Origin of the sequence: Caballeronia sp. LZ029, from assembly GCF_031451275.1 — a bacterium.
GTDB classification, from domain to species: domain Bacteria; phylum Pseudomonadota; class Gammaproteobacteria; order Burkholderiales; family Burkholderiaceae; genus Caballeronia; species Caballeronia jiangsuensis.
This window is the reverse complement of the sequence record NZ_JARUXO010000097.1, coordinates 1-21,800: the sequence shown is the minus strand read 5'-3', so window position 1 is coordinate 21,800 and position 21,800 is coordinate 1. Positions and strand designations below refer to the sequence as shown.

The 21,800-nt window shown below is 59.7% G+C and carries 17 protein-coding genes and 2 pseudogenes; 4 read left to right on the top strand and 15 right to left on the bottom strand.

What is annotated here, in order from left to right; all coding sequences use genetic code 11:
• Positions 1 to 28 precede the first annotated feature (28 nt).
• From QCE73_RS37295 to QCE73_RS37250, 10 genes are read right to left on the bottom strand one after another with little or no spacing between them, the layout of a single operon-like run.
• Positions 29 to 3,925, bottom strand: a complete 3,897-nt coding sequence (locus tag QCE73_RS37295; RefSeq protein WP_309885846.1) for a hypothetical protein — start codon at positions 3,923 to 3,925, stop codon at positions 29 to 31.
• Complete coding sequence (locus tag QCE73_RS37290; protein ID WP_309885845.1) at positions 3,922 to 4,761, bottom strand: hypothetical protein; 840 nt, start codon at positions 4,759 to 4,761, stop codon at positions 3,922 to 3,924. Before QCE73_RS37290 ends, QCE73_RS37295 begins: the two co-directional genes overlap by 4 nt.
• Positions 4,758 to 5,261: a hypothetical protein gene (locus tag QCE73_RS37285; protein WP_309885844.1), complete on the bottom strand. Its 504-nt coding sequence runs from the start codon at positions 5,259 to 5,261 to the stop codon at positions 4,758 to 4,760. The genes QCE73_RS37290 and QCE73_RS37285 overlap by 4 nt, the downstream gene beginning before the upstream one ends.
• Entirely contained in the window at positions 5,261 to 5,761 is a 501-nt protein-coding gene (locus QCE73_RS37280; protein WP_309885843.1) for a hypothetical protein, read from the bottom strand. The genes QCE73_RS37285 and QCE73_RS37280 overlap by 1 nt, the downstream gene beginning before the upstream one ends.
• Before the next feature lie 9 nt (positions 5,762 to 5,770).
• Positions 5,771 to 7,465, bottom strand: a complete 1,695-nt coding sequence (locus QCE73_RS37275; RefSeq protein ID WP_309885842.1) for a phage tail sheath C-terminal domain-containing protein — start codon at positions 7,463 to 7,465, stop codon at positions 5,771 to 5,773.
• Positions 7,458 to 8,558 carry a glycosyltransferase family 2 protein gene (locus QCE73_RS37270; RefSeq protein WP_309885841.1) on the bottom strand — a complete coding sequence of 367 codons (1,101 nt, stop codon included), beginning with the start codon at positions 8,556 to 8,558 and terminating at the stop codon, positions 7,458 to 7,460. Before QCE73_RS37270 ends, QCE73_RS37275 begins: the two co-directional genes overlap by 8 nt.
• 13 nt (positions 8,559 to 8,571) lie before the next feature.
• On the bottom strand, positions 8,572 to 9,705 hold the full coding sequence (locus tag QCE73_RS37265; protein ID WP_309885840.1) for a hypothetical protein: 1,134 nt from the start codon (positions 9,703 to 9,705) through the stop codon (positions 8,572 to 8,574).
• 45 nt (positions 9,706 to 9,750) lie between these two features.
• On the bottom strand, positions 9,751 to 10,599 hold the full coding sequence (locus QCE73_RS37260; protein ID WP_309885839.1) for a hypothetical protein: 849 nt from the start codon (positions 10,597 to 10,599) through the stop codon (positions 9,751 to 9,753).
• Positions 10,600 to 10,616: 17 nt separating this feature from the next.
• Complete coding sequence (locus tag QCE73_RS37255; protein ID WP_309885838.1) at positions 10,617 to 12,245, bottom strand: glycosyltransferase; 1,629 nt, start codon at positions 12,243 to 12,245, stop codon at positions 10,617 to 10,619.
• A gap of 13 nt (positions 12,246 to 12,258) precedes the next feature.
• Positions 12,259 to 12,630 (bottom strand): hypothetical protein, encoded by a 372-nt coding sequence (locus tag QCE73_RS37250; protein ID WP_309885837.1) that lies wholly within the window; start codon positions 12,628 to 12,630, stop codon positions 12,259 to 12,261.
• A 287-nt stretch (positions 12,631 to 12,917) separates the two neighbouring features.
• Here QCE73_RS37250 and QCE73_RS37245 point away from each other — a divergent pair.
• Positions 12,918 to 13,353 (top strand): annotated as a pseudogene (locus tag QCE73_RS37245) (IS6 family transposase); the annotation flags it as partial.
• Positions 13,354 to 14,057: 704 nt separating this feature from the next.
• Here QCE73_RS37245 and QCE73_RS37240 read toward each other — a convergent pair.
• Both QCE73_RS37240 and QCE73_RS37235 read right to left on the bottom strand, forming a co-directional pair.
• Positions 14,058 to 15,077: a hypothetical protein gene (locus QCE73_RS37240; protein WP_309885836.1), complete on the bottom strand. Its 1,020-nt coding sequence runs from the start codon at positions 15,075 to 15,077 to the stop codon at positions 14,058 to 14,060.
• 729 nt (positions 15,078 to 15,806) lie between these two features.
• A pseudogene (locus tag QCE73_RS37235) lies at positions 15,807 to 16,560 on the bottom strand (RNA polymerase sigma factor FliA).
• A gap of 91 nt (positions 16,561 to 16,651) precedes the next feature.
• On the opposite strand from QCE73_RS37235, the gene QCE73_RS37230 reads away from it, so the two are divergent.
• Together QCE73_RS37230 and QCE73_RS37225 are read left to right on the top strand one after the other, a co-directional pair.
• The gene (locus tag QCE73_RS37230) at positions 16,652 to 16,930 is read left to right on the top strand and encodes an NYN domain-containing protein (protein WP_309885835.1); all 279 of its coding nucleotides are present in this window, start codon (positions 16,652 to 16,654) and stop codon (positions 16,928 to 16,930) included.
• 4 nt (positions 16,931 to 16,934) lie between these two features.
• Positions 16,935 to 17,432 carry an NYN domain-containing protein gene (locus QCE73_RS37225; RefSeq protein WP_309885834.1) on the top strand — a complete coding sequence of 166 codons (498 nt, stop codon included), beginning with the start codon at positions 16,935 to 16,937 and terminating at the stop codon, positions 17,430 to 17,432.
• Between the two features lie 98 nt (positions 17,433 to 17,530).
• Here the strand turns inward: QCE73_RS37225 and QCE73_RS37220 are convergent, their stop codons facing one another.
• Positions 17,531 to 18,427, bottom strand: coding sequence for a LysR family transcriptional regulator (locus tag QCE73_RS37220; protein ID WP_309885833.1), 897 nt, complete (start codon positions 18,425 to 18,427; stop codon positions 17,531 to 17,533).
• Between the two features lie 93 nt (positions 18,428 to 18,520).
• On the opposite strand from QCE73_RS37220, the gene QCE73_RS37215 reads away from it, so the two are divergent.
• On the top strand, positions 18,521 to 19,519 hold the full coding sequence (locus QCE73_RS37215; RefSeq protein WP_309885832.1) for an NAD-dependent epimerase/dehydratase family protein: 999 nt from the start codon (positions 18,521 to 18,523) through the stop codon (positions 19,517 to 19,519).
• 424 nt (positions 19,520 to 19,943) lie between these two features.
• Here QCE73_RS37215 and QCE73_RS37210 read toward each other — a convergent pair whose 3' ends face one another.
• The gene (locus QCE73_RS37210) at positions 19,944 to 20,243 is read right to left on the bottom strand and encodes a DUF4148 domain-containing protein (RefSeq protein WP_086961714.1); all 300 of its coding nucleotides are present in this window, start codon (positions 20,241 to 20,243) and stop codon (positions 19,944 to 19,946) included.
• Positions 20,244 to 20,653: 410 nt separating this feature from the next.
• A complete protein-coding gene (locus QCE73_RS37205; RefSeq protein ID WP_309885831.1) occupies positions 20,654 to 21,544 on the bottom strand; it encodes a hypothetical protein in 891 nt (296 codons plus the stop codon).
• Positions 21,545 to 21,800: the final 256 nt, after the last annotated feature.

Here is a 21,800-nt window from a genome sequence, read left to right as displayed (position 1 = left end):
GGTAGAGTGCACCCCGTTCGGCCATGGTCTACACCGGTATCGCCTGCAGCATTCCGTTGAATGCCGCTTCAGTTTTCTTCAACGCCGCTTCAAGCTTGTCCCGCAGATCCTGCAGGCGATCCGTGATCGGACTCAGAACCTCCGTCAAATCGATCTCGAGCAGCAGCTTCTGGATATCGTCAAACACAGCTTGAATGTCCGCGATGAACCGCGCCGGGCTGAACTGCTCTACGACCGCCTTCGCAGATTCAAACGCAGGCACCAGGTCTGCGAGCAGCGTCGACGGCTTCAGTGCGTCGAAACCACCTTTCACTTCGTCCATCAGCCCCTGCAACTGCGCGATAATCGGCCGCGGATCGAGTCCTGAAACCACGTTGACAATCTCATCAGCGAGACTCTGCAACTCCCTGCTGACGAGTTCAAGATCGATTGCATCGAGACGCGTGCCGATCGTCGCGATCAGGTCCTGCACCTGGATCACGAGCTTGCGCGGATCGAGCACAAGCAGCGGCGCCTTCAGCTTCTCGAACGAGCCTTGCAGACGGGTCTGAATTGCGCGAGGTTCGAAGACGCGCACCCGCTGCTTTAGCACGTCGTATAGGTGATCGATCTCTGCCGCGAGGTTCAACGGACTCGCCGTTTCGAACGCGCGGCGCACCGAGTCCGCAGAAATACCCGATTTCGCCCAGACCGGCACGAGCGACTCAAGCTTCTCCTTGATCTCTTTGTATCGTGAGACAAGTGCGACCGGAGGCTGCGCCCCCGCCATTGCGACCAGCTTTCCCTGAAATGACTGAAGGTCACTCACCGCCTGGCCGATAGATGGATCCCGCAACGGATTGAGCCCGTTGACGCTCGCTGAAAGCGACACTTCCTTGTCGCCCGCCTTCGCCTGGAACGACACGTTCAACGCCTCGAACGGACCCCGGATCGACGCCATCAAACTGCCGATGTCCAGTTTGTCCGCAACCGCTGCAAGGGCCGCGAATTTCTCCCGCAGCACCTGATACACGCCTTCAGGATCGAATACCGCAATCGCCTCGCGCAAAGCGTCGAACACTTGTGACACGATGCGCACTTGCTCGGTGGTGATGTTCGCAAGCAATACGCCAATCTTCCCAAACAGCTCATTGAACGGTTGCAGGAGTGTGCCTGGCGAGAACGCATCGAGGGCAGCCATGATGCGATCAAAGCCCTTCACCAGCGACGTCAACAACTGCGCTGGCGACAGCTTGTCGATCTGCGCGATAAGCTTGTCAAAACCGCCTTCCAGGCCCGCTGCCACGCCGTGCAGATCAATGCCCGTGATCTGAGCCTTGAGCCCGTCGATGCTTGCCTGCAATGGCGCGACGAGCTGCGCGGGGGAGACTGCTCCGATTGCCGCCTTGAGCTGATCGAACAGATCGATGAGCGGCTTGAGAAGCGCCGCTGGCGAGATTTCGTCCAGCGACTGTTCAAGGTTTGCATACCACTCATCGAGCGGCTTGATCAGATTCTCCAGATTCAGCGCGTCCAGTTGCTCCTGAACAGGTTTGAACACAGTTGTGAGCGGCGCGAGCAGCGCCTGCGGGGCGATCGCACCAAACTGCCGGATCGATCCTTCGACCTTCCCCTGTACCTGCACCAGAGCATCCTTTGGCATCGCGATAATCTTGTCGAACTGCGCCATTAGAACGTCTGTGATCGCCGCCGAGAAGTTCATATGCACGACGACCGAGACCGATACCTTCAGTGCACCGATCGCGAATTCGTTCATGGACGAGATGTTGATTTTCTTGAGCGCCGCGCCCATCGAGTTGATCTCGTCGATAACGGGATTCACGACAATGTCGAAGTCGACGGTGCCGAGTTTGCCCAGCAACTCATCGAGCTTTTTGCGGATCGTGTCCATCGTGCCTTTCACGTCCACGGTTTGCAGTTGGCCATGCACCTGATCGAGCGAGCCCTTCAGATCGGCCTGCACTTTCTCGATTTCACTGGTGATGGAACCCAGAGCCGACTGCACCTGGTTTAGGGTCGACGCAACAGTCGCCTTGAACTCGGTAACCATGGGTGCGATTGCGTCGTGCAGATGCGTGCGAATTCCCTCGAGAAATGTTGTGACTTCCTGTTCGACCTTGAAATGGAACTTGCCGCTCTCGTCATAGCTGCCGAGGTTGTCGGCGAGATTGCGGATAGCTTCACGAATCTGCGTGAACACCTTACGCATGGCAGCCACGCATTCGAGTAATGCGCCGTCCAGCTTCTGGAGCAATCCGTCGACCTGCTCGCGAATCGAGTCAAGCTTGCTGGCGTAGCCGTCGAGATTGAACTTGCCGAGGGCCGCGTCGATCTTGTCGAACACGCGCTGAATCGTTTGCTCCACCACGTCCAGCTTGAGGCCGTTCACTTTTTCTTCCGCAGAGCTGATCGCACGCGCGAACTTGTCCCGGATATTGCCGAGATCGACAAGATTGATGGCGGTGAAGTTGTCGTAAAGATCACCGAGCTTGCGGGCCACAACATCCGGCGAAGCTACGTCGATGTCAAAAACCGGGCGCACACTCGCGGTGAAGCTCGAGAGCGTGCCGGCGAGTTGCCGGAACGTGTCCACAGCGTTGCCCAGATGAACTGTGTTGGTGAAATTGCCAGCATCGAACTCGATTTTGGCAAGCCGCAGACTCTCGAGCAGAGACGCTTTCAATTCGGCAACATGCGCGACGATGTCCACGCTCAACGCGGATTCGATCCCCTTGACGATCTGACCATGCGCGCTGCCGTCTGGTAGCAACAGCGCGATGACGCCATCCACTTTCTGTCGCAGAAATTCGATCAGCCGATCCTCGATATTTCCGCCACCTTCGAATAGCGGCGCGATTTCGTCGTAAAGAGCCTTGACGCTATCGCTCCATTGGCGAATCTCGGAGAACTCACCCTGGAGGAACTCGCCCTTGAAGCTCGCGACGTTGTCGACGATCTCTGAGATCAGCATGTACGCGTCCTCTGGCATGACCGAGCGCAAAGTCTCGATTCCCTCGAGTCCGCCCTGCAGGTGCGCAACCAGATCCGATGTCGCAAGCTTGTTGATACCGTCGAGCTTCGAACTCAGCGGCCCAATCAGGGCAGACGGGTCTTTTGGCACCGCGTCGACCGTCGCCTGCACCTGACTCACGTCGTTTGCCGTTCCCTGCGGCGCGTCAACGCTTACCTTCGCGGAAAAAGAGTCACCAAGATTCACCGAAAGGGACGCTGAAAGGGCGCCACCGTCAAGCTTCTTCAGCAACCCAAGCACACCCGCTACGCCCGTGCCGGACACCTCGTCACCAACAACCGCCGTCAGACTGTCCGTCTTCGGCTCGCTGGAAGGCAGCGCACCCGTTAGCGCGTTGACCGAATCGAGGACGGCCGGCAGTTCCGACGTCGCACTCTCGACACTCTTCAACGCGTCGCTGAGCGGCGGCGTGGGATCGCCGAGACTCGACGCGGACGCGAGCGAATCCAGCGTGTCCAAAGCATCCAGCGCGCCCATGGCGTCATTGAGAATGCCGGTATCGAGCAGGTCGGTCTTCGGCGGATCGGGCGGCTTGACGTACTTGCGGATGCGAATTTCATATTGGAACGTGTCGGGACCACCCCCTACTTCGGCGAAGTGCAGATCCTCGAGCAACACGTCCGTGATGTCGGTAGCAGTGTTGATGTCCGCGACGAATGTTGTCGGCTCTGCCTTGTTGAATATGTCGCGGATGCCGGTCAAAAACGTGTCGCGTGCGTCGTCGCCGAACCGCGTGCCGCGCACGATGATTGCGTTCGGAACCGAGCCGAGCTGCTGGAAATAGTTGCCCTTCAGGCCAGGCACCCGATGCTCGACGAGCGCGAGCCGCTCGGAGGACTCGATATACTCGACGCCCTCGAGCGTGAACGATCCGATCATGGGTGTGATCTTCATGTCAGGTCGATGCCATGCGCGACAGCCTGATCGCGCAGCAGATCAGCGATGCGCTCGGCCAGGTCATCCGAGCGCTCGACGGGCTCTCCTCCCGCGCTTACCGCAACCGAACGTATTTCGCCGTCATCGGCGCGCAATGCTCCGAGTGTCCGCGTCGACGCCCACGATCGGTCGGTTTCTGGCAACGCGCCTGAACGTTCGAACTCGAACAGTCGGCGCGCCAGCCGATCCGGCGACAGCATCCGTCTCTCGTCGGCATGTCCACGTGACGGAACCGCACACTCCCCCTGTTCACGATTCGTAGTCGCCGCGCGCCCCGCTGGGGCTGGTTCGGCCGCCACAACCTGCAACCAGTATGTGTCGATTGCAGCGGCCAGCTTGCAGCGAGCCTGACGCGCACCGCGTGCCACATCGATCGTCGGGCGCTGCACGGGAACAGAACGCGAACCGTCCGACCCATGCGGCTGCGGCAGCCGCGTGTTCGCTAAGGGCGCCAGGCCCAAGGCTCGATCCGGCGGGCGTCCCCTCTCTTCGGCCGGTGACTGTAAAGTATGTCCAATCGCCTCCGCACCACAAGCATGAACCTCGCCTGCATGCGTGCGCGATGCCGTCGTATCGTCGGGTTCAGGCTCAGCGGCTATCGCGCGCAGAGGCTCACCCAGCACATTCAAGAGGTCCTCCGCCAGCAACTGCTGTGGCAGATTCTGTGAAACCCTGCTTGCAATGCTGGCGGACTGCGCACTGCGCATCATGCGCGTGCCACGTAAAAGCCGATTCCTGAGCGTAGACACACTCGTTGCGCAATGACACAGATGATGCGAGGCGATGCGGCTCATTTCGGGACGCCTCCTTTGCGAACATTGAGCATCTCGAGGTAGCCCAGGATCTGCCCCACCGTCAGCGTTCGCACCTGGTCGGGTGTCCAGTTGAATTCGCGCGCGAGCACAAAGAACGCCTGCACCAAGGGGGAATCCCTGAGCGCGAGCAACTGATCGTCTGTCGTGGTAAGCCCGCTGATGCGATTGATCTTGTCGACGAGGAACGCAACGAGTCCTCCTGGCAGTTCCGCCACCTGGGACTGTTTCACAGCCGGCTCCACCATCGAACGTTGGATCATCAGCATCGACGTGAGCACGTCATCGTCCTTCGCCGCCTTGGCGATGATCTGAATGTCTTTCACCGTCAGTGGACGCAACCGCACTCTGGCGGTCGCCTGCACGGGCGCGAAATCGGCGCTGTCGCCCGGCTGCCATAACTGCGCGGGCACATCGACGTCATAAGCCGCGCGCCCGCCGGCCATGAGCTCTTCAGGCGTGATATAGGCGGCGCTGCTCATCACGAAACCTCGTTGTCAGCCACGGAAATGCGCCGCGCACGGAATGACATCCTTTCGAGCATGAAGTCGTCCTCCGGCAGGTTCGCCTGCCATGTGTCAAACATCACGCCGAACACGTTGATGATGCTGTTGCCCGCATCGCCCGCCGGCGCCATGTTGTCGAGAATCAATTTCATGCTGAATGAGGGAATCAGATAGCCAGCAGCTTCTTCGGCGTCCGAATACTGCCCGATCATCAACTTCAGCATCGCCCCGTTGATATAAGCCCTCTCGACGGAGCCGCTGATCGATATGTTTCCGGCGCGCAGTTCCGATGGCGAGCGCCTGCCTATTTCGTAGGCAGCCTTGATTTCCGTCTGGACACACAGGGAAACACCCATGACATGCCCGACGAGCCCCGATTCACCGAAGTACTTGGTGAAGACGGCCTGATCGAGGTCAGTCGGATCGCTGATGACGAGCGCGCCGTCCGTGCCGAAGTATGTGCGAGAGTTCAACATGGCAAGCCTCTAGCTCAGGTTCATGACAACGCGAATGACGTCGATGCTGAAAGTCGGATTGAGATCCATGATGACGCGCACCTCGCCGTTGATCTCCATCGCCCGGTCCGCGAATACGGTGATCTTGTATCCGGTGAGAAAGTCGTCGCGTTGCAAGCTCGCGAGGAATCCGTCCAGTGTCGTGCGCAGATTCTCCCGAACGCGAGTGTTGTTGAGCCGTCCGATGTACTGGTTGGCGCCGATACGCGTTCCTTCCTTGACGTAGTCGACGATTCGCCGCAATGTAATCTGCGCAAATGCCTGGTCGTCGGTCGTAATGCCCTTCACAACGCGGACGCCACGCCGCATTTCGAGCGCCAGCACGCGGTTCTGCACCAGCGCTTTCAGGTCACCGTAGTTGTAGTCGGCCGCCAGCGCATCGATCCCGCTCAGCGTCTTGTTGGTAATGCTGATGGGCGGAGCGAGCGACGCAAGCTTGCCGGCGATGGCCGCCGCCGCGAACGTGGGCGGCAGTTCGATCGTCTCGCCTGAATCCGGGTCGGTCTGCAATAGCCCCGGCGCCACCAGCACGACGCGCTTGTCTGCGACATCGTTTGCATTCGCCAGAATCTTCGAGACGTCACTGCTGTCTGCGCCCACGATGGCGATGCGTTCGTGACCGAGGTTCTCGGTCTTTTCCACATGCGCCAGCAGGGCGCTCTTCACACGCGAGAATGGCTGCCCTGCCACCATGACAATCTGCACCGGGATCGTCACAAACCCCTCGAGCGCGTCAATGTAGTGACTCAGCGCAACGGTGCCATTGGTTCCGCCTGTGAAAGAGTCGAAACGATTGGAGATCTTCGGCAGACCATCCCCATTCGGTCCCGCAGCAATGACAAGTCCTGAAGGCGCGTCCTGAAGCTGTTGATTGAGATTCGACAAGCTCGGGGTGATGTACTGCTCTTTCTGATTCCCATACTGGATAGTGACCTTGCAGAGCGCTTCCTTCGGCACGCGGTAACTTGCGCGCACCTCGGCATCCGCCCCCGGCGCTGTATTAAATGTCAGCGTGCGGTCGGCGGCATTCAACTGCACCGAATCGGCGGAAGCCGGCCCCGTCGTCAGCGTGTAACGTTGTGACAGTCCGTGCTCACGCACGCTAACGGATCCGAGACTTGTCGCTGGATCGGTCGCACCTGCCGCCCCCACTTGCTGGGCACTGAGCGCGAAGCCCGAGCTGGATCGAACGAGCAGCTCGTTCTGGACCTGATCCTCCGCATCCGCAGGTTCACTGCGAATCTGAACGCGGTTGCCCCACGTGCCTGGCGTTCTCGCCTGCAATGTCAGTGTTCCAGCTCCACTCGCCGCCCCGATGGTGAAAGCCGCACCTTTGCTCGCCTGAACGCCATTCGCGCTGTTATCCTCGGTAGCCATCACGCGCGCGGCGTATACCGTACTTGCGCCGTTGTCGAAAAGCAGTTGCACAGAACGCGCGAGCGACAGGTTCTCGTCCGGAGCGCTTCTGTCCCACAGCCCCGGCTGCCCGAAGCGGGCACGTGCGTCCTCCGCGCTGCTCAACGTCTGAATCTCCGTCGAGCCACGCTCGGCCGTACCGACTATGCCGATATTGCCAGTGGCCAGCGGACCGACGCCCAGTAGCCCTTCCGTGTTGACGGTGATATAGGTGCCCGGAAGGATCGTTTCCGTGATGACTTCAGCCATTTGATGCTCCCGTTTGCGCAGACTGCTCCAGGAATGCGAGCGTGCGCCGATGCGCCGGATCGTCGGGACAGATCTCGAGCGCCCGACGCGTCCATTGGCGGGCCTCCGCCAGCCGGCGGCGGTGAACCAGCGCATCGGTATAGCGTCCGATCCAGTGGAATTGCCATTCCATCGGATCGACAATGCAGACTGTGTTCGGCGCAGATGATTTCCATCCGCTCTCTGACCAGGCAATCACACGATCCCAGTCCTGCATGCAGTGATAGATGTGGGCCATTGCGAAGCAGGCGCTGGACCATTCCGGAAACCGACGGTGCGCGGAGCGCGCAACAGATAGCGCACCCGGATATTCAGTGCGTTTTCGCAAGAGCCCGGCCAGTGTCAGCGCTGCAAAATAGTTCTGCTCCTCCCATCGAGAGGCGGCAAGAAATCGATCGAGAAACCATACTGCGCCGCTCTCGTCTCCGACCTCGGCCAACTCCATCGCCATGTGCAGAAACAATCGAGGCTCCGATCCGCCGCGCGTGCGTGCGTATTCTTTGCGAAGAATGCGAAGATTCCTGAATCGGTCTTTCGACCCTTCTGCGGATCGCTCGTGAATGACTACCGTCGCTGGGCTGAATACCGACCGCCAGGGCGTACTGGGAACCAGCGTCTCGTGCACCTTGCCCGTCCAGCGATAGCTGCCGTCGTTGCGCACGCATCGTTCTCGCCAGAACTCGCAGCGCGTATTGCCACTTCCGTCGCGGCGTGCGATGTACTTCCAGTGGATCGCGCCGACGTTGGCCTGGCACGCGCCAACCGTTTCGGGGATCCGCTCAGCGCCCGACACCCGGTCGTCCCCATCGAGCCACATGACCCACTCAGACGTGGCACGGTCGAACGCGAACTGGCGCGCCGCCGAGAAGTCGTCGCTCCACGGAAACGCGTAAAGATTGCCCGTAAAGCGCCTTGCAATTGCGCATGTTTCGTCAACGGAGCCGGTGTCGACGATCACGATCTCGTCGATAAAGGGCGCCACACTTTCCAGGCAGCGGGCGAGCGTCGGCGCCGCGTCCCGTAAGATCATGGCAAGGCTGACGGAGGGGTGCATGGGCCGCTCGCCCTTAGCGCCAGTTCTTCAGCGGGTAGCGCTTGATCACCGCCGCTGCGCCGCGCAAGCGCGTCGTCAGGAACTGTCGTGAATCGCTGCCCTGTTGAAACAGATCGAGGAGATGTTCGCGCTCGTAGTCTTCCAAGGCCCCCTCCTCTTCCTTGTAGACTTCGATGGCGAGTCTCAGAAGGCGGCTTCCATCGCGCGCCAGTACAACGTGAGGCGCCACTTCCGTGTCACGGTCCTTACCAACGAGAAGGGCAAGCACAGCGTACGGATTCTTCTCGTCGATGTCTTCGGTCACCTTGGCTGTAGCAATCGCCTGAAGTACCTCGAGCGCGTCCGCCAGAAGCCCGGCACATAGACGATTGCGCGTGCGCATGGCGATGGTGCCGTACTTGCTCAACGAGCGGACGATCTGCAGGATTAGCCCCTTCAAATCAACCATCAGGTCGACAGCCTTGTTGAGCTTCTCTTTATCCATGAACGAGTTGTTCTCTTCCCGGCGGATGTCGATCGTGAGTGCCGGGTCGTTCGCAAGATCGACGAATCGCTGGAACAAGCTGGGAAATTCGACGTTCGCCGTCACGCCGTTCGCGAGTCCGATGTTGAATTGCCTCCTGCCCTCCTTCTCTAAAGTTTGAAATTGATCGCCGAGACGTTGAAGCTGCTCGTAGATTGAAAGCAGCACCCGCTCCTGACTGGTCCAGAAGTTTGCCGAGCTGATGCCAAGCCTGCGCGCGAGATCTTCCATGCCGTTCGTGCCAGTGGCACCGGTGGTTTGCAGGCCATTGAAGATGGTGAGCATGCCCAGTACATCGGCGACCTTGGTGCCGTTTGTGCTGACCGCGGCGTTGTCATTCTTCGCCTTGCCCGCGAGGAACATGTTCACGACCGAGAACAAGGTGATGGCCTCGTTCGCTTCCGGGATGCTGATGGCGGATTCGATGCCGAAGTTGTCGTCATCGAGAACCGAGAAAAAATGGGCGACCTCCGGCACCACGTCCGAGGTAGGACCCGATGCCGAACCTTGCGCCGGATCGTTCGGCCCGCTGAATCCCCCGGGAAAATCAATCGGCCCTGAGGCGCCCGATGCGCCCGCACCAGACTGGTCAGCGGGGATCGTGAGTGCAGGATCTGTGGCCATTTCGTTTGCTCCTTGGACGATTCGTGATTACGGGCTCGAGCGGGCTCACCGCACTAACATGCTCTCGCCCTCAAAGCCCCTCGGTTCGACGTCGATACGTTCAATCGGTACGCCTTCGCTCACGGCGCCGCCGGTCTCGTGGTCGAAGATGAACGCGCAGCCGATGCGCTGTCGCCAGGCCGCGAAGGACGAGCCGTGCGCAGGCTGTTGCGTCAGGTTCGAAATTGGCTCGAGACCGGTCAACGCGATCCGCGCGAAACCATTGGTGCGCAGTCCGGCTTCGCCCTGGAAAAGCCCCGTTGTGAGTTTGCGAGAGACGCTGTCGAGTTGAACGGGGTCGATATCCCACACGTCGACGAAGAGGCGCCCTCGAACGCGGGTGGTCGCAATGTCGTCGTGCCATTGCATGGTCCAATGTACGATCTGAAGCTTGGCGCCCGTGGGCTGCGAAGCGCCGAAGTGGAGCGTGGCAGTCCGCTCATCGAGCGAAAACTGATCCACGGCCGCTGGTTGCGGAACGAAACTGTAGGGTGCAGGTGCGGCCGCCGTGACATTTTGGACAGTGAGGTCCGCCGCACCGAACGGGCCGGGCACCGAGGCGGGATTCTTCTTCAGCGGCAAGTGAGAGAGCCGAAGCGAGCGCAGGTCGTCGGAGAAGCCATTCGCTCCGGGCGTCACCTGGAGGACCAAAGACTGCTCCGTGACGACGTCACCCGTGCGCGCGAAGCGCGACAGACCGGTTCCACGGAAATCGTCCACGGCGACCGACACCACGAGGCAAGGCAGTTGAGACGCAGACATGGGCTCAACCTGACCGATGCGGTCCGCGCTTACGGCGGGTGTCGCCATGCTCGCAATGGACAGGGCCAGTTTGTCGACGATGGTCTGAATCATCTTAAGAAGCCCTCAATCTAACTGCCGTGGGAACGCGCGTCCCGCTTGATTCGCGAGATGTGGTGCCGTTGCTGAGCCATCGAGCGGTAAAACTGGCGGTCGGCCTCCATGAGCAGCGGCTCCTGGATCTGAGTCCAGCCCTTCGGGTCCACGACCTCTCCACACACAAACGACCACGCGTTTGCACCATGCCGCACGTAGATATAGTTGCCGTTGCTCTCGAGACGCGCCAGACGCGCGCCATAGCGGATGGCAAGCTTGAGAAAATCCGCATCTTCGGCGAGAGAAACATCTGGAAAGCGAAGACCGCGTTGCCATAAATTCCTCCGAAACGCCAGCGTGCCGCCTTGAACGTCTTCGACGAACATTCGCCGGTGCACATCTGCCGAGCATCGCCAGAAGCGCCAATTGGCAAGATCCCAGAAGGTCTCGACACGGAGAGCGGAAATATCTGCGTTGCCTTCCAGCAGCGGCGTGAGCTGGTAGCTCAGGCGGCGTGAGCTATACCAGTCGTCGTCGTCCCAGTGCACGATGAAGTCGCCCCGCGCGAGTTCGCAACCGAGGTTTCTCTTCGCACCGATCGAAGCGCGCGTTCGCAGGTGCCTGTAACGAACAACCTGGTGGTCGAATCTTTCGGAGAGGTCCTGTGGGCCATCGTCGATGATGAGCAATTCTTTTGACTCGAAATCCTGCTGGTGGAAATACTGCACGGCTTGCCCCACGAAGTCGGGCCTGCCACCCGTGACCATGACGCAGGAAGCGACGGGTCTTGCTTCGGCATGAGAGGGGGCCGCAACGCCGGCCGTGGAGATGAGCGCTTCGTTGACCCGAATCCGTGTGGGCGGCGCGAAATGCTCGCATGCGTCACCCTTGCAGTGTGACTCGTAAGTGTTCGATTGCCCGTTGAGCCTGAGCGCGCAGAACTTGTCCTGATAGCGCATGCGAGACGCGTCGATCAGCCTGGGTTCGAGCATGCGTCGACGTTCCGTCCACGGCAGCCGGTGAACATAAGCGCCACGCGCCCACACGCCGTCAAACCCCGCACGCGCCGCGCGAATGCTGTAATCCATCTCCCAACACGGCCCGAGTCCGTAACCTTCGTCCGCCGCGCCAACCGCGCGAACTACATCACGACCCACCACATAGCAGAAGTCGGCCAGGCTGTAGAGTGGCTCGAGCGTTTTCCACGTCGATCCATAGGTGCGACTCGCGACAAATGCATTCAACAGCACCGTTGTATAAGCCGTGCTCGACGTCGGGAAGACGCACTGCTCGTTCCATGCACTATTTGTAGACGGTCCCGCAAGGCCATGCGTTTGCCTCGCACGCAACGCGTTGACAATGTGACGCCACCACCCAGGACCTGCGATACCGCCACTCTCCAGGAACACATACCAGTCGGCGTCAGCATGCGCGACAAGTCTGTTAAAGCAGGCGGCCGCACCGCGCGCCTCGGTCGTCAGACTCTGGGCGAGGTGTGACTGCCCCGGCAATGCTTGCGAAAGCGAATCGTCCGGGCCATCCACGAGCAGCACCGCATCAAACGCGTTGCCGGTATTCCAGCGCAAAGCGTTCAGTGTCGCAGCGAGGTCCGCCGGACGGGTATGGACATGAATCCCTATCAGCAGCTTTTCGCTTTGTCCCATTTGTACCGACCGTTCAATGATTGTTCGCATCCTGCGGCTTTGTGCCGAACACCACGGAGCCATCCTGAAGCTGATTGCGCTCCAACTCGCCGTTCGCGACAAGCCACTCGACCGCCTCGGAGACGCTGCATTGGAAGTCTTCGTCGTCCTGCATCCGCAACCACCAGACGATGCCTTCGATGGTGTCCCTAGCGCACGGATGCGCCAGGCAATAACGCTGGATGTCAGCAACGATGCGAGCAGTCGATTTTTTCAATATGCCCCCATGGTATTCACATCCGGAAATGCAAGTTCTCTGCCAGTGAAATCCAACGTGTTCCTTGATCCAGTACAAGGACTTCGGCGGGAGGGACGGATCGACTGGGGCGCGGATGACCCGGGTCATGTACTGTCACTGCGGAGGAGTGAACCCGGCGCGCGGCGCTGAAAAGGGTTGCCGATTCGTTCGTCAGAACCTTGGACGGCGAGTTCGCCGCGTGGATCGATGGGCTGCGATGCACTTAAAAGATCGAGAGGAATCGCGGCTCGATGATGACTTGCTTACCTGACCGTTCTGCTGCAGCAGGGCGGCCCGCTATCATGCGCGGAACGACATGAACGACTAAACGTTCGATGAATACGTCGAATCCGGCGGTGGCTCGAGTGCGCAAACGCCTGCGTCATTAGCTCGACGTGATCCTGACCTGCGTGCTCTGGTGCGTGGCCTATCCGCTAAGCCTGCGGCACCTCGAAGAAATGATGGCCGAGTGCGGCGTTTCGGCCGATCATTCGACTGGGCACCGCTGGGCCATCAAGCTGCTGCCGGTATTCGAGAAAGCGTTTCGCCACTGAGGCGGCAGGTTGGTAAGAGCTGGCGGATCGACGAAGCGTGCCATTCGCGTCAAGGGTGAATGGCGGTATCCTTCCCGGGCCGTCGAAAAGGACGGCAACGCCATTGACTTTCTGCTTCGCGCCCATTGGGACAAGACTGCAGCCCGGCGCCACTTTGAGAAATCGATCGCCCAGTCGAGCATGCCTGAGACTGTGTCCCTCGACAAAAGCTGGGCAAAATATCGCCGCACTCGAAGCCATTAATGACGATCGTGAAACACCAATTATGATCCGCCGGACCAATATCTCAAGTCTCGCGGGACACGAGGTGGTGGTGGCCTAGTGGCCCGCATACCACTAATGCGTTAGTGTTGAAGGCATGATCTGAGGCAGTGAGGCAAACGACGCGATTGACATGACTTGAGCACATAGGTCCGTTACGTGGGCCGGAACGGACCTTCGAATGCCCGTGTGAAGTCGTACGCCCACGACCGTAGTTGGCCGGTTGCCGAAATTCGCGATAGGCGTGCTGCGCGCCCCTGGCAAGCGTCGCCGTGTTCGAATTGATATCGGTGGTACACGGCGATATCAACACACGGCCCGTGCTCGGGCCACGGCTCGATATTCGCACCTCATCACGGCGAGACGACCTTTCGCCCAACTCTGCCGTTCGGAAGGCTCATCCCTTCGGATAATGCCCGTTGCGAATGTATCGGTTCGTGCGCTTGGCGCATCTACCCGGTACCCCAATAGTTCGGGGACCCCCTACGCATGGATTCACAAGCGAATAATTTGACCAACCCTGACGCCAATACGGGTCTTGCAGACGCGCTGCCCGGCGGTAACGTAGCGCAGCGGCTTGCGACGCTCTCACAGCTAGCCTTCGAATGAACTAAAGCGACAGCGCTGAGCATCCTGCGCGGGGCGAACAAGAAACCTGCCGTGTACGGCCCGGACGGTCGGATGTCGAAGTTTTAACGGCGCGGTATTGCGCAGTAACCCCTAACTCGTTACGACCACTCTAGTGAGGTTGATCGAACCGGGCAGGCACCCTGGCGGCGAAATTGCGATCCAGCTTCCCGACAGAGTCGGACTAGCTCCAGCCTGTGACAGCACGAGAATGCCGGTCTTGAGACACCACACCACACCGTTAGGTGGGGCGATTTGGCTTGTTATTCCCGTTTCGGCAAATTGAAGGCGATCGCTTGTGAGTGTTCCGGTCAAGGACATGGTGGCGAACGCCGACCCGCTGACAATATGGCTGCTACCGGTGACGCTGTTTCCATTAACTTGGAAAGACATCGAGAACTGTAAGACATCGGCAATTGGCCCGTTGGGCTGCGTTAATGAGCCCGTCCAGTCTCCTGCGATGACGGGCCCGTTCGAACACGGTAGACCGGTATCAATCACAAAGTTGAAGTTTGCTGGCGTTGATCCAGGAGTGTTGATGACCCGAGTTTCACTCTTCTGAATCGCACCATTCGAATAGTGAACCGTAACGTCGACAGGCCCGTTCGGGCTGGGATTCGTCGCCTGTGAGTAGTAATTTTTGCCAACCTCCCAGGCATCCTTCGCGTCCTCAATGAGGTCGTTTGCACTCCCAAGATTTCGGCCAACAGTGATCAATATCTTGGAAAAGCGGAAGAAAATCGCAGCTTCTCCTGCGACCGGGATCAGGTCTGCTAACCCTTCCAACAGAAGTTCGACCCCATGATCCTGAACCTGATCGCTTATAAACTTGACCGCCTTTTTGAAGGCGGCCTCGCTGTTTGCAGTTAAACTCCCGTTGAAGTTTTTGAGCGCGCCCTCGCCATAGAATCCTCCCCGAGGCTCATCGAAGCTGAGTGACACTGGCAGCGGCGGCAGCTTGATAAGCTCCTGACCGACTTGCTGCGTTTGCGAACTTGGCTCCGGCGTAATCGTCGCAGATGCGATACCCGCAGACACCACCATACCGCATTGGTCGGTGACTTTGACAAGAATCGGCTGCACAGCTGACGCAGCCTGTTCCGCTTTGCTCACCGCATATGCGCAAGTATTGTGTCGGGCCGACTTCGCAAGCGTAACCGGCAGCGAAGATGGCGTAATAGTTTTTGTGCCTGGGTCGTAAGTTCCCGAATACACAGTGCCTGACGCGGCATCGAAAAGCGTAAACGCATACGACGGGCCGGTCCGTATCACGGCAAAACGGTCCCCACTCGCCAGTAATACATCGCACTCCGCGTCAGTCAGATTGGCGACGAAGTTCTGTGCGCTGTCAGGGTCCTCATAAACAAAGCTGGTAACAGTGGCGGAATTTCCGGACGCGTCCTTGGTTCCGATGTACGTCCCCCATGCCCCGGCCGGTGAGGTCAGAGCAAGAAGGCGACTATCGGTCTGATCGAAAAGATACGCGACCCCTCCGTCGGGTGCCTTTGCGGCAGGAGGCGTTGTCGTAGGAGATGACGCTGATGAAGGAGCCGACGCCGACGACGGTGCTGAGGTTGAGGAGTCCGCACCTCCGCTTCCGCCTCCACAGCCTGATAGCAAAAGCGGGGTGCTCCCTCCTAGAATCGAGCCAATCAAGACGCAGATTTTTCGCCTATCGTTGTCGATCTCGTCGGCCATTGCATTCCCTTTTGGAACGTAAGCTTCACATCTCAAATCTTACGGAACACAATAGACGGCTAAAACGGGCAAGAAAAGGAAATTCTTGTAAGTTAGGAAAGCGTAAGGTTTCTACTGCTAGTAAACGTATCAAGGTTTATAGTTTCACCTTACGAGCGTTCGCAAGTTGAACGAAGGCCCGAAGATTTCTTTTCTCAGACCATATCCCGCCTTCGCTCGCAGGCGCGCGACCGCTTGGCTATGCAGTTGCGACACTCGCGATTCACCCCTTCCATTACCGCACTGATCTCGCGCAGCACCATGCCGTGCTCGTAACAGAGCGACATCAGCATCTTCTCCCGCTCGGGTAATGCCTCGATCGCCGCGATCAGCGCCGTGCGCAGGTTCTCGTCGATGAGCGTCACGAGTGGATCCGCGGGGTCGGCGCAAAAGCGGTCGAGAAACGGCTCGTCGTCGGCCGCTCGGTCGAAATCGTGGTAGTAGATCAGCTGGCTGCCATGGAGATCCCGCAGAATGCCTTGATAGCCCTCCAGCGAGATCTTCATCTGCGCGGCGACCTCGGACTCGTTGGCCGAGCGCCCCAGCTCCTGCTCGGCCTTGCTCATGGCCGCTTCCACCGTGCGCGCGGTTCGCCGCACGCTTCGCGGCAGCCAGTCGTTGTTGCGCAGCTCGTCGAACATCGCCCTTTGATGCGCTGGCTCGCGTAGGTCTCGAACATCGCACCCTGGTCGTCCCGATAGCGGCCGGCCGCGTCCAGCAGCCCCAGCATGCCGGCCTGGGTCAAATCGTCCACAGCAACACTCGTCGGCAGCTTCGAGGCGAACTGCTGGGCAATAGCCGGCGTCGCCACTTGAGAGGCGATTAACACATCGTGCGCACGGCTCGCAAGCGGCGACATCTCACCGCGCCGAACCACCCGCGCGTCAACAAGCACGACATCGGCCTGGCCGCCCAGCACAACATCAAGCTGCCCGGCGGTACGGCATTCGTTGGGCTTCTCGGTTCTCGCGGCATCTGCTCATCAGGCCGACGCGCTCAAACTTGCCGTGATATTCGATGCCGACAATGCCTCGGCGGCGGTTGTATGGGAGTTGCTGGAAGAAGAAGCAAAGTATGGAACCGCAACGGTTAAGCGCGCCTTCGGAGCCTGGACGACACAGAATTTGGCAGGATGGAATGACCAGTTGCATCGATATGCGATCCAACCCGTTCAACAATTTGCATACACAAAAGGCAAGAATTCAACGGACTCCGCTTTTATCATTTAACGCGATGGATCTTCTATATGCAGGTAACGTTGATGGATTCTGCATTGTTTTCAGTGACAGCGACTTCACGAGGCTCGCGACACGCCTTCGGGAAGCCGGGAAGCTTGTCTACGGCCTCGGCGAGCGGAAGACACCCGAGCCGTTCATTGCCGCTTGCGATAAGTTCGTTTTCTTTGAGGTGTTGAGGAAGACTGGCGACAAAGCGGAGGCGATAAGCGCGGCCGGCGTGCCTGATTTAAAACGGCTTTTGATTCACGCAATCAATGAAACGTCTCGCGACGGTGGATGGGCACCGCTTTCGACGGTGGGCTCATTCATAAGCAAAAGCAACACGCTTCTGAATCGCGCTCGACGAGAGTGGTCGAATGCCTCTTCTCTGCTGCTAAGCATGTGCCATGAACATGCGCTGCGGCGTCTCACGGAGGATCATCGACACGGCATGGAACAAACCCGTCGTGCCGTAGCATGCGAACTTGTTGCGCCGCTCGTCGAAATCGGCTGAAAAAGTTTCGCAAGACGCGCGCGCATTGCGCAGGTGTCGATGCCTCGCGCCGACGCTCACAGTGAGGCTTGCGGCTCCGCGTGTAGACCAGTCGGGCGTTATCGAGCGTATTGTTCGAGCGCGTCAGCGAGGGCATCGAAGGTAACGCGGCAGCGCGGGCTCGCGCGCAGATCTTCGTGCATCGTCACCCAAGTTTCGAGTGGGAGCGCGAACGCTTTCGACAGCACGCGTACGAGACCATCACGGCGCGCAATCGCGACATGACATCCGCCGATTCCCGCACCCGCGCGGATCAGTGCGAGTTGCGCGAGATCGCTATCGGCGCGCATCGAAAACAACGCGTGACGAAAACCCGGCAACGTGCGACTCACATCGCGAATGAACGCGTTTGGCTGGTCGTAGCCGATGACGGCGTGCTCTGCGAGCGCCGACATGCTGCGCGGCGTGCCGTGACGGTAGAGATAGTCGCGCCGCGCATGAAGCCCAACCTCGATCACACCGACGCGCCGCGCGACGAGTTGCGTCTGACGCGGACGCACCATGCGCACGGCAATATCCACTTCGCGCCTCAGCAAGTCCTGCACGCGGTTCGACAGCACCAGTTCGACGATCAATCGCGGATGCCGCTCGCGCAGCGCGGCGATAACCGGCGGCAGCACTTCGACGCCGACCACTTCGCTTGCCGATACGCGCACGACGCCCTGCACGCCCGCGCCATCGGTGCCCGCGTGCCCGCTCGCTGCGCGCTTGAGCGATGCCGCCGTGCTCTGCATCGCTTCGGCGTGCGACTGTAATGCAAGCGCAACGTCGGTCGGCTGAAGCCCGTTCTGCGAGCGCGTAAATAGACTTACCTTCAACGCCCGTTCGAGCGCTTCAACGTGGCGCCCCGCCGTCGGCTGCGTGATGCCGAGCGCGCGCGCCGCACCCGACAGCGAGCCTTCGCGCAGCACTGCGAGGAACGTTCGGTAAAGCTCCCAGCCGATGTCGTCTGCCATACGTTTTTGTATATCGGATCAACGAAGTTCGCCAATTTTAATGTGCGTGCGAAGCGCGGAGAATGGCTTTACCGACAACTTAGGGAGCGTGACATGGCGCACGGCGAAACGGTTCTGGTACTTGGGGCGACGGGCGGCATTGGCGGGGAAGTCGCGCGGCAATTGCGCGAAGCGGGCTGGCGCGTGCGCGGGCTGCGGCGTGGCGCGGGGACATCGAAGGGCGACGGCATCGAATGGATTCACGGCGATGCGATGACCGCGGCCGACGTAATGCGCGCGGCGCAGGGCGTATCCGTGATCGTGCACGCGGTAAATCCGCCGGGATACAAGCGCTGGGCCGAACTGGTGCTGCCGATGATCGACAACACCATCGCGGCTGCAAAGGCGCAGGGCGCTACCATCGTGTTGCCGGGCACGGTCTACAACTTCGGGCCGGACGCGTTTCCATTCATCGACGAAGACGCGCCACAGCATACCGTCACGCGCAAAGGCGCGATTCGCGTGGAAATGGAAGCGCGTCTGCAACGCGGTAGCAAGGAAGGCGCGCGAGTGCTGGTCGTGCGCGCGGGCGATTTCTTCGGGTTAAGAGCGGGCAATAACTGGCTCGCGCAAGGACTCGTGAAGCCCGGAAAGCCGGTGGCGAAGATCAGCAATCCGGGTGCGCGCGGCATTGGGCATCAATGGGCATATCTGCCCGATGTGGCTCGCACGATGGTTAAACTGCTTGCGCACCGCCATTCGCTTGATGCGTTCGCGCGCTTTCACATGAGCGGTCATTGGGACGAGGACGGCACCGGCTTTGCCGACGCGATCCGTCGTGTAGTCGCGCGCCGCACAGGGCGCGCGCCCGCTGTCGTCGGCTTTCCGTGGTGGCTGCTCGCGCTTGCCGCGCCGTTCAATGTAACATTCAGGGAGCTTCAGGAAATGCGCTATCTATGGACGACGCCCGTGCATCTGAATAACGCGCGGCTCGTCCAGACGCTCGGGCACGAGCCGCACACGCCGCTGGACGTGGCCGTGGAAAAGACGCTCATCGGCCTCGGGTGTCTCACGCCTGATGTTCAAGCTTCGATATCGAGCCTCGCTTCGTAAAGCAAGCGGCCGTTCAGATCCCTGCGGTACGTGAACCCTGCCGTCCGGCTAAGCTTCATTCTCGAGATGCGCCGCGCGACAAGTGCATGAGCCTTGCAGATATGGCCCTCGCCTACCCGCTCGTGCCTCGATACAAAGACGCGGCATGCGGCATCGTGTTCACGGCAGCTGCCAGATCTTCTACCGCGTCACTGGGTAACCCGCGCATCGATGTAATTCACGCTCCTGCTAGCGCCAGAGACATCGCCGCTGTCCTTTTCCCCTAAACACACCCACGCAAAAAGGCCCAGGACGAGTTAAGTGCTGGGCAAGCCATCGGCTACGCCGGTGGCGGAGGTGCTATTAGGCAAACTGGCGTCTGCGGTACCACCACAGCGGCCAGTCCTCTTGTATTGAGCAAGAGCCTCTTGGCTCTGCCGGTCGATTAGTGACCGAAATAGACAGGAGCGATGCTATTGCCGGTGTGAGCTGGGCCGCCCGAAGCCGACGCAGTGTCAGCCACGCCGCCGTAGCTCGTTTGCCCGTTCTGCGCTGCGACCTTCGCTTCGGCTGCTTGAATCTCGGCCGGATACGTCACGCGATCCATGCTCGGGTTATATCCAGCGCGTTCAAGTTGAACCAACTCTGCCTTTACTTGCGCGCGGGTCAGCGGTTGGCTTTGAGCGAAAGAAGAAACTGCCGGGATAGCGAGTGCGGCGGCGACGACGATAGTTGCGAGTTTCATGATACTTACCTCCGAGTCTTGTTTTTCGCAAACAGCCCTGTTTGCGCTTGAGTGACTTCAGTATAGGTAAGCACCCGCTTAAGATTAATGAGTGGTTGAACAACAAATTCTTGCTGCATTCGGGATAACCCTAGGTCGAGGTACTCGATGGGTCACGGCCTTGCGGATCTTCAGTGCGACGTTGTCGCGTCCATTGAGCACGCGCGATACAAAACCCACGGGGACCTTCGCGCGGCGCGCGACGCCCTGCACGGTCGGCGAACCAATGCCTATGCATAAAGGGCAAACGCCAGAGTCCGCATCGCCGTCCACGCGCAGCCGAAAGTCTGCAGCGAAGATTTCCGAGTCAGTGATTCGGTTTTCGTTCGGGACGCGGCGGTCCGAGGCACGGCAACGTACGCGGCGTGGCCTCATCGGTGCTGCACGTTCCGCGTTGCCATGTATATGTCAAAAAGGCCCGAATGCAGGCGGCGGATCTCTTGACGCAGGGCAATCAGTTCGTGCTGTTCGCCTTCACGTTCCCGACGCAGAATCTCTCCGAGTATGGCAGTCGCACGCGATGCCGGCAGATCGCGCTGTACGCGCGCCTCGCCGAGCCTGCCTGCGACTCCCGGTTTGGTGATCAGCAGCCACGCTGGAAACCACGCGTAATCTTCGATTTCGCCTGTGCCTTGGAAATCTGCATCAAAGCGTCGACGCAGCACGTTGAGCGAAGCGTCCTGCAGGGTGACGATGAGCGCGGTGAACCGGGCCGGCGCCAACCACGCCAACTCCGCAATTAGCGGCCACGCGGCATCGACTCCAGCGAAACGATAGCGCGCCTCGGTCATCCAGGCGAGCGGCGATGGAATGCGCCACCAGGACTCAATCGATTCGATAGCATCGCTTGCAGCGGCCCAGTCACTTGCCCGAAGCCACAGAGGTGCGGCGTGACTGTCCGGGTCACCGGCACGGTACCTCATCGCTGCGACGCGCTGAGCGAGTTCACGCCAACATTGTGTCGTCCAAAACTGGGCGTACCGCTCGGGCAAAACTTGTCGGGCAGCGTGCGCCACCTCATTCTCAAAGTGACGGCAGATCACGGCCAACTCAGCGTGGTCGGTCACGGCGAGCGTTGATGCGTTCTCAAGTTGCTGGACAAGCACCGTCATGGAAGGCAGGGCACTGTCGCTCGGGTATTCGCCGGCGAGCACTGTGAGTGCCGTTCGTGCCGCGGCGGCGTCGCGAAGCTGCAACTGCTCCACCACATCATTGCGCAGCGCTACGTCCCGGCTGTCGGCAAATATGTCGAGTTGCTGCATCGTCATTGCGCTCAAGAAGGTCCGTGATGACGATACAGACTAATCGATTTCGCCGCGTCGAAGAAGCTGCCATGGATCGTTCGACGAAATGCTGCGCTGATTATCGACTGCCAAAAGAAGAGCGGCGCATTATTCAGATACCCCCAAGTTCGCCGACGCACAAATGGTCGGGCTGTCCGTGCGCCAACGAGGCACGCGCCACAATAACGCACCCTTCCAGCCTGTTATGATTTTGCGGCATCCGTTCTCCAGGCAC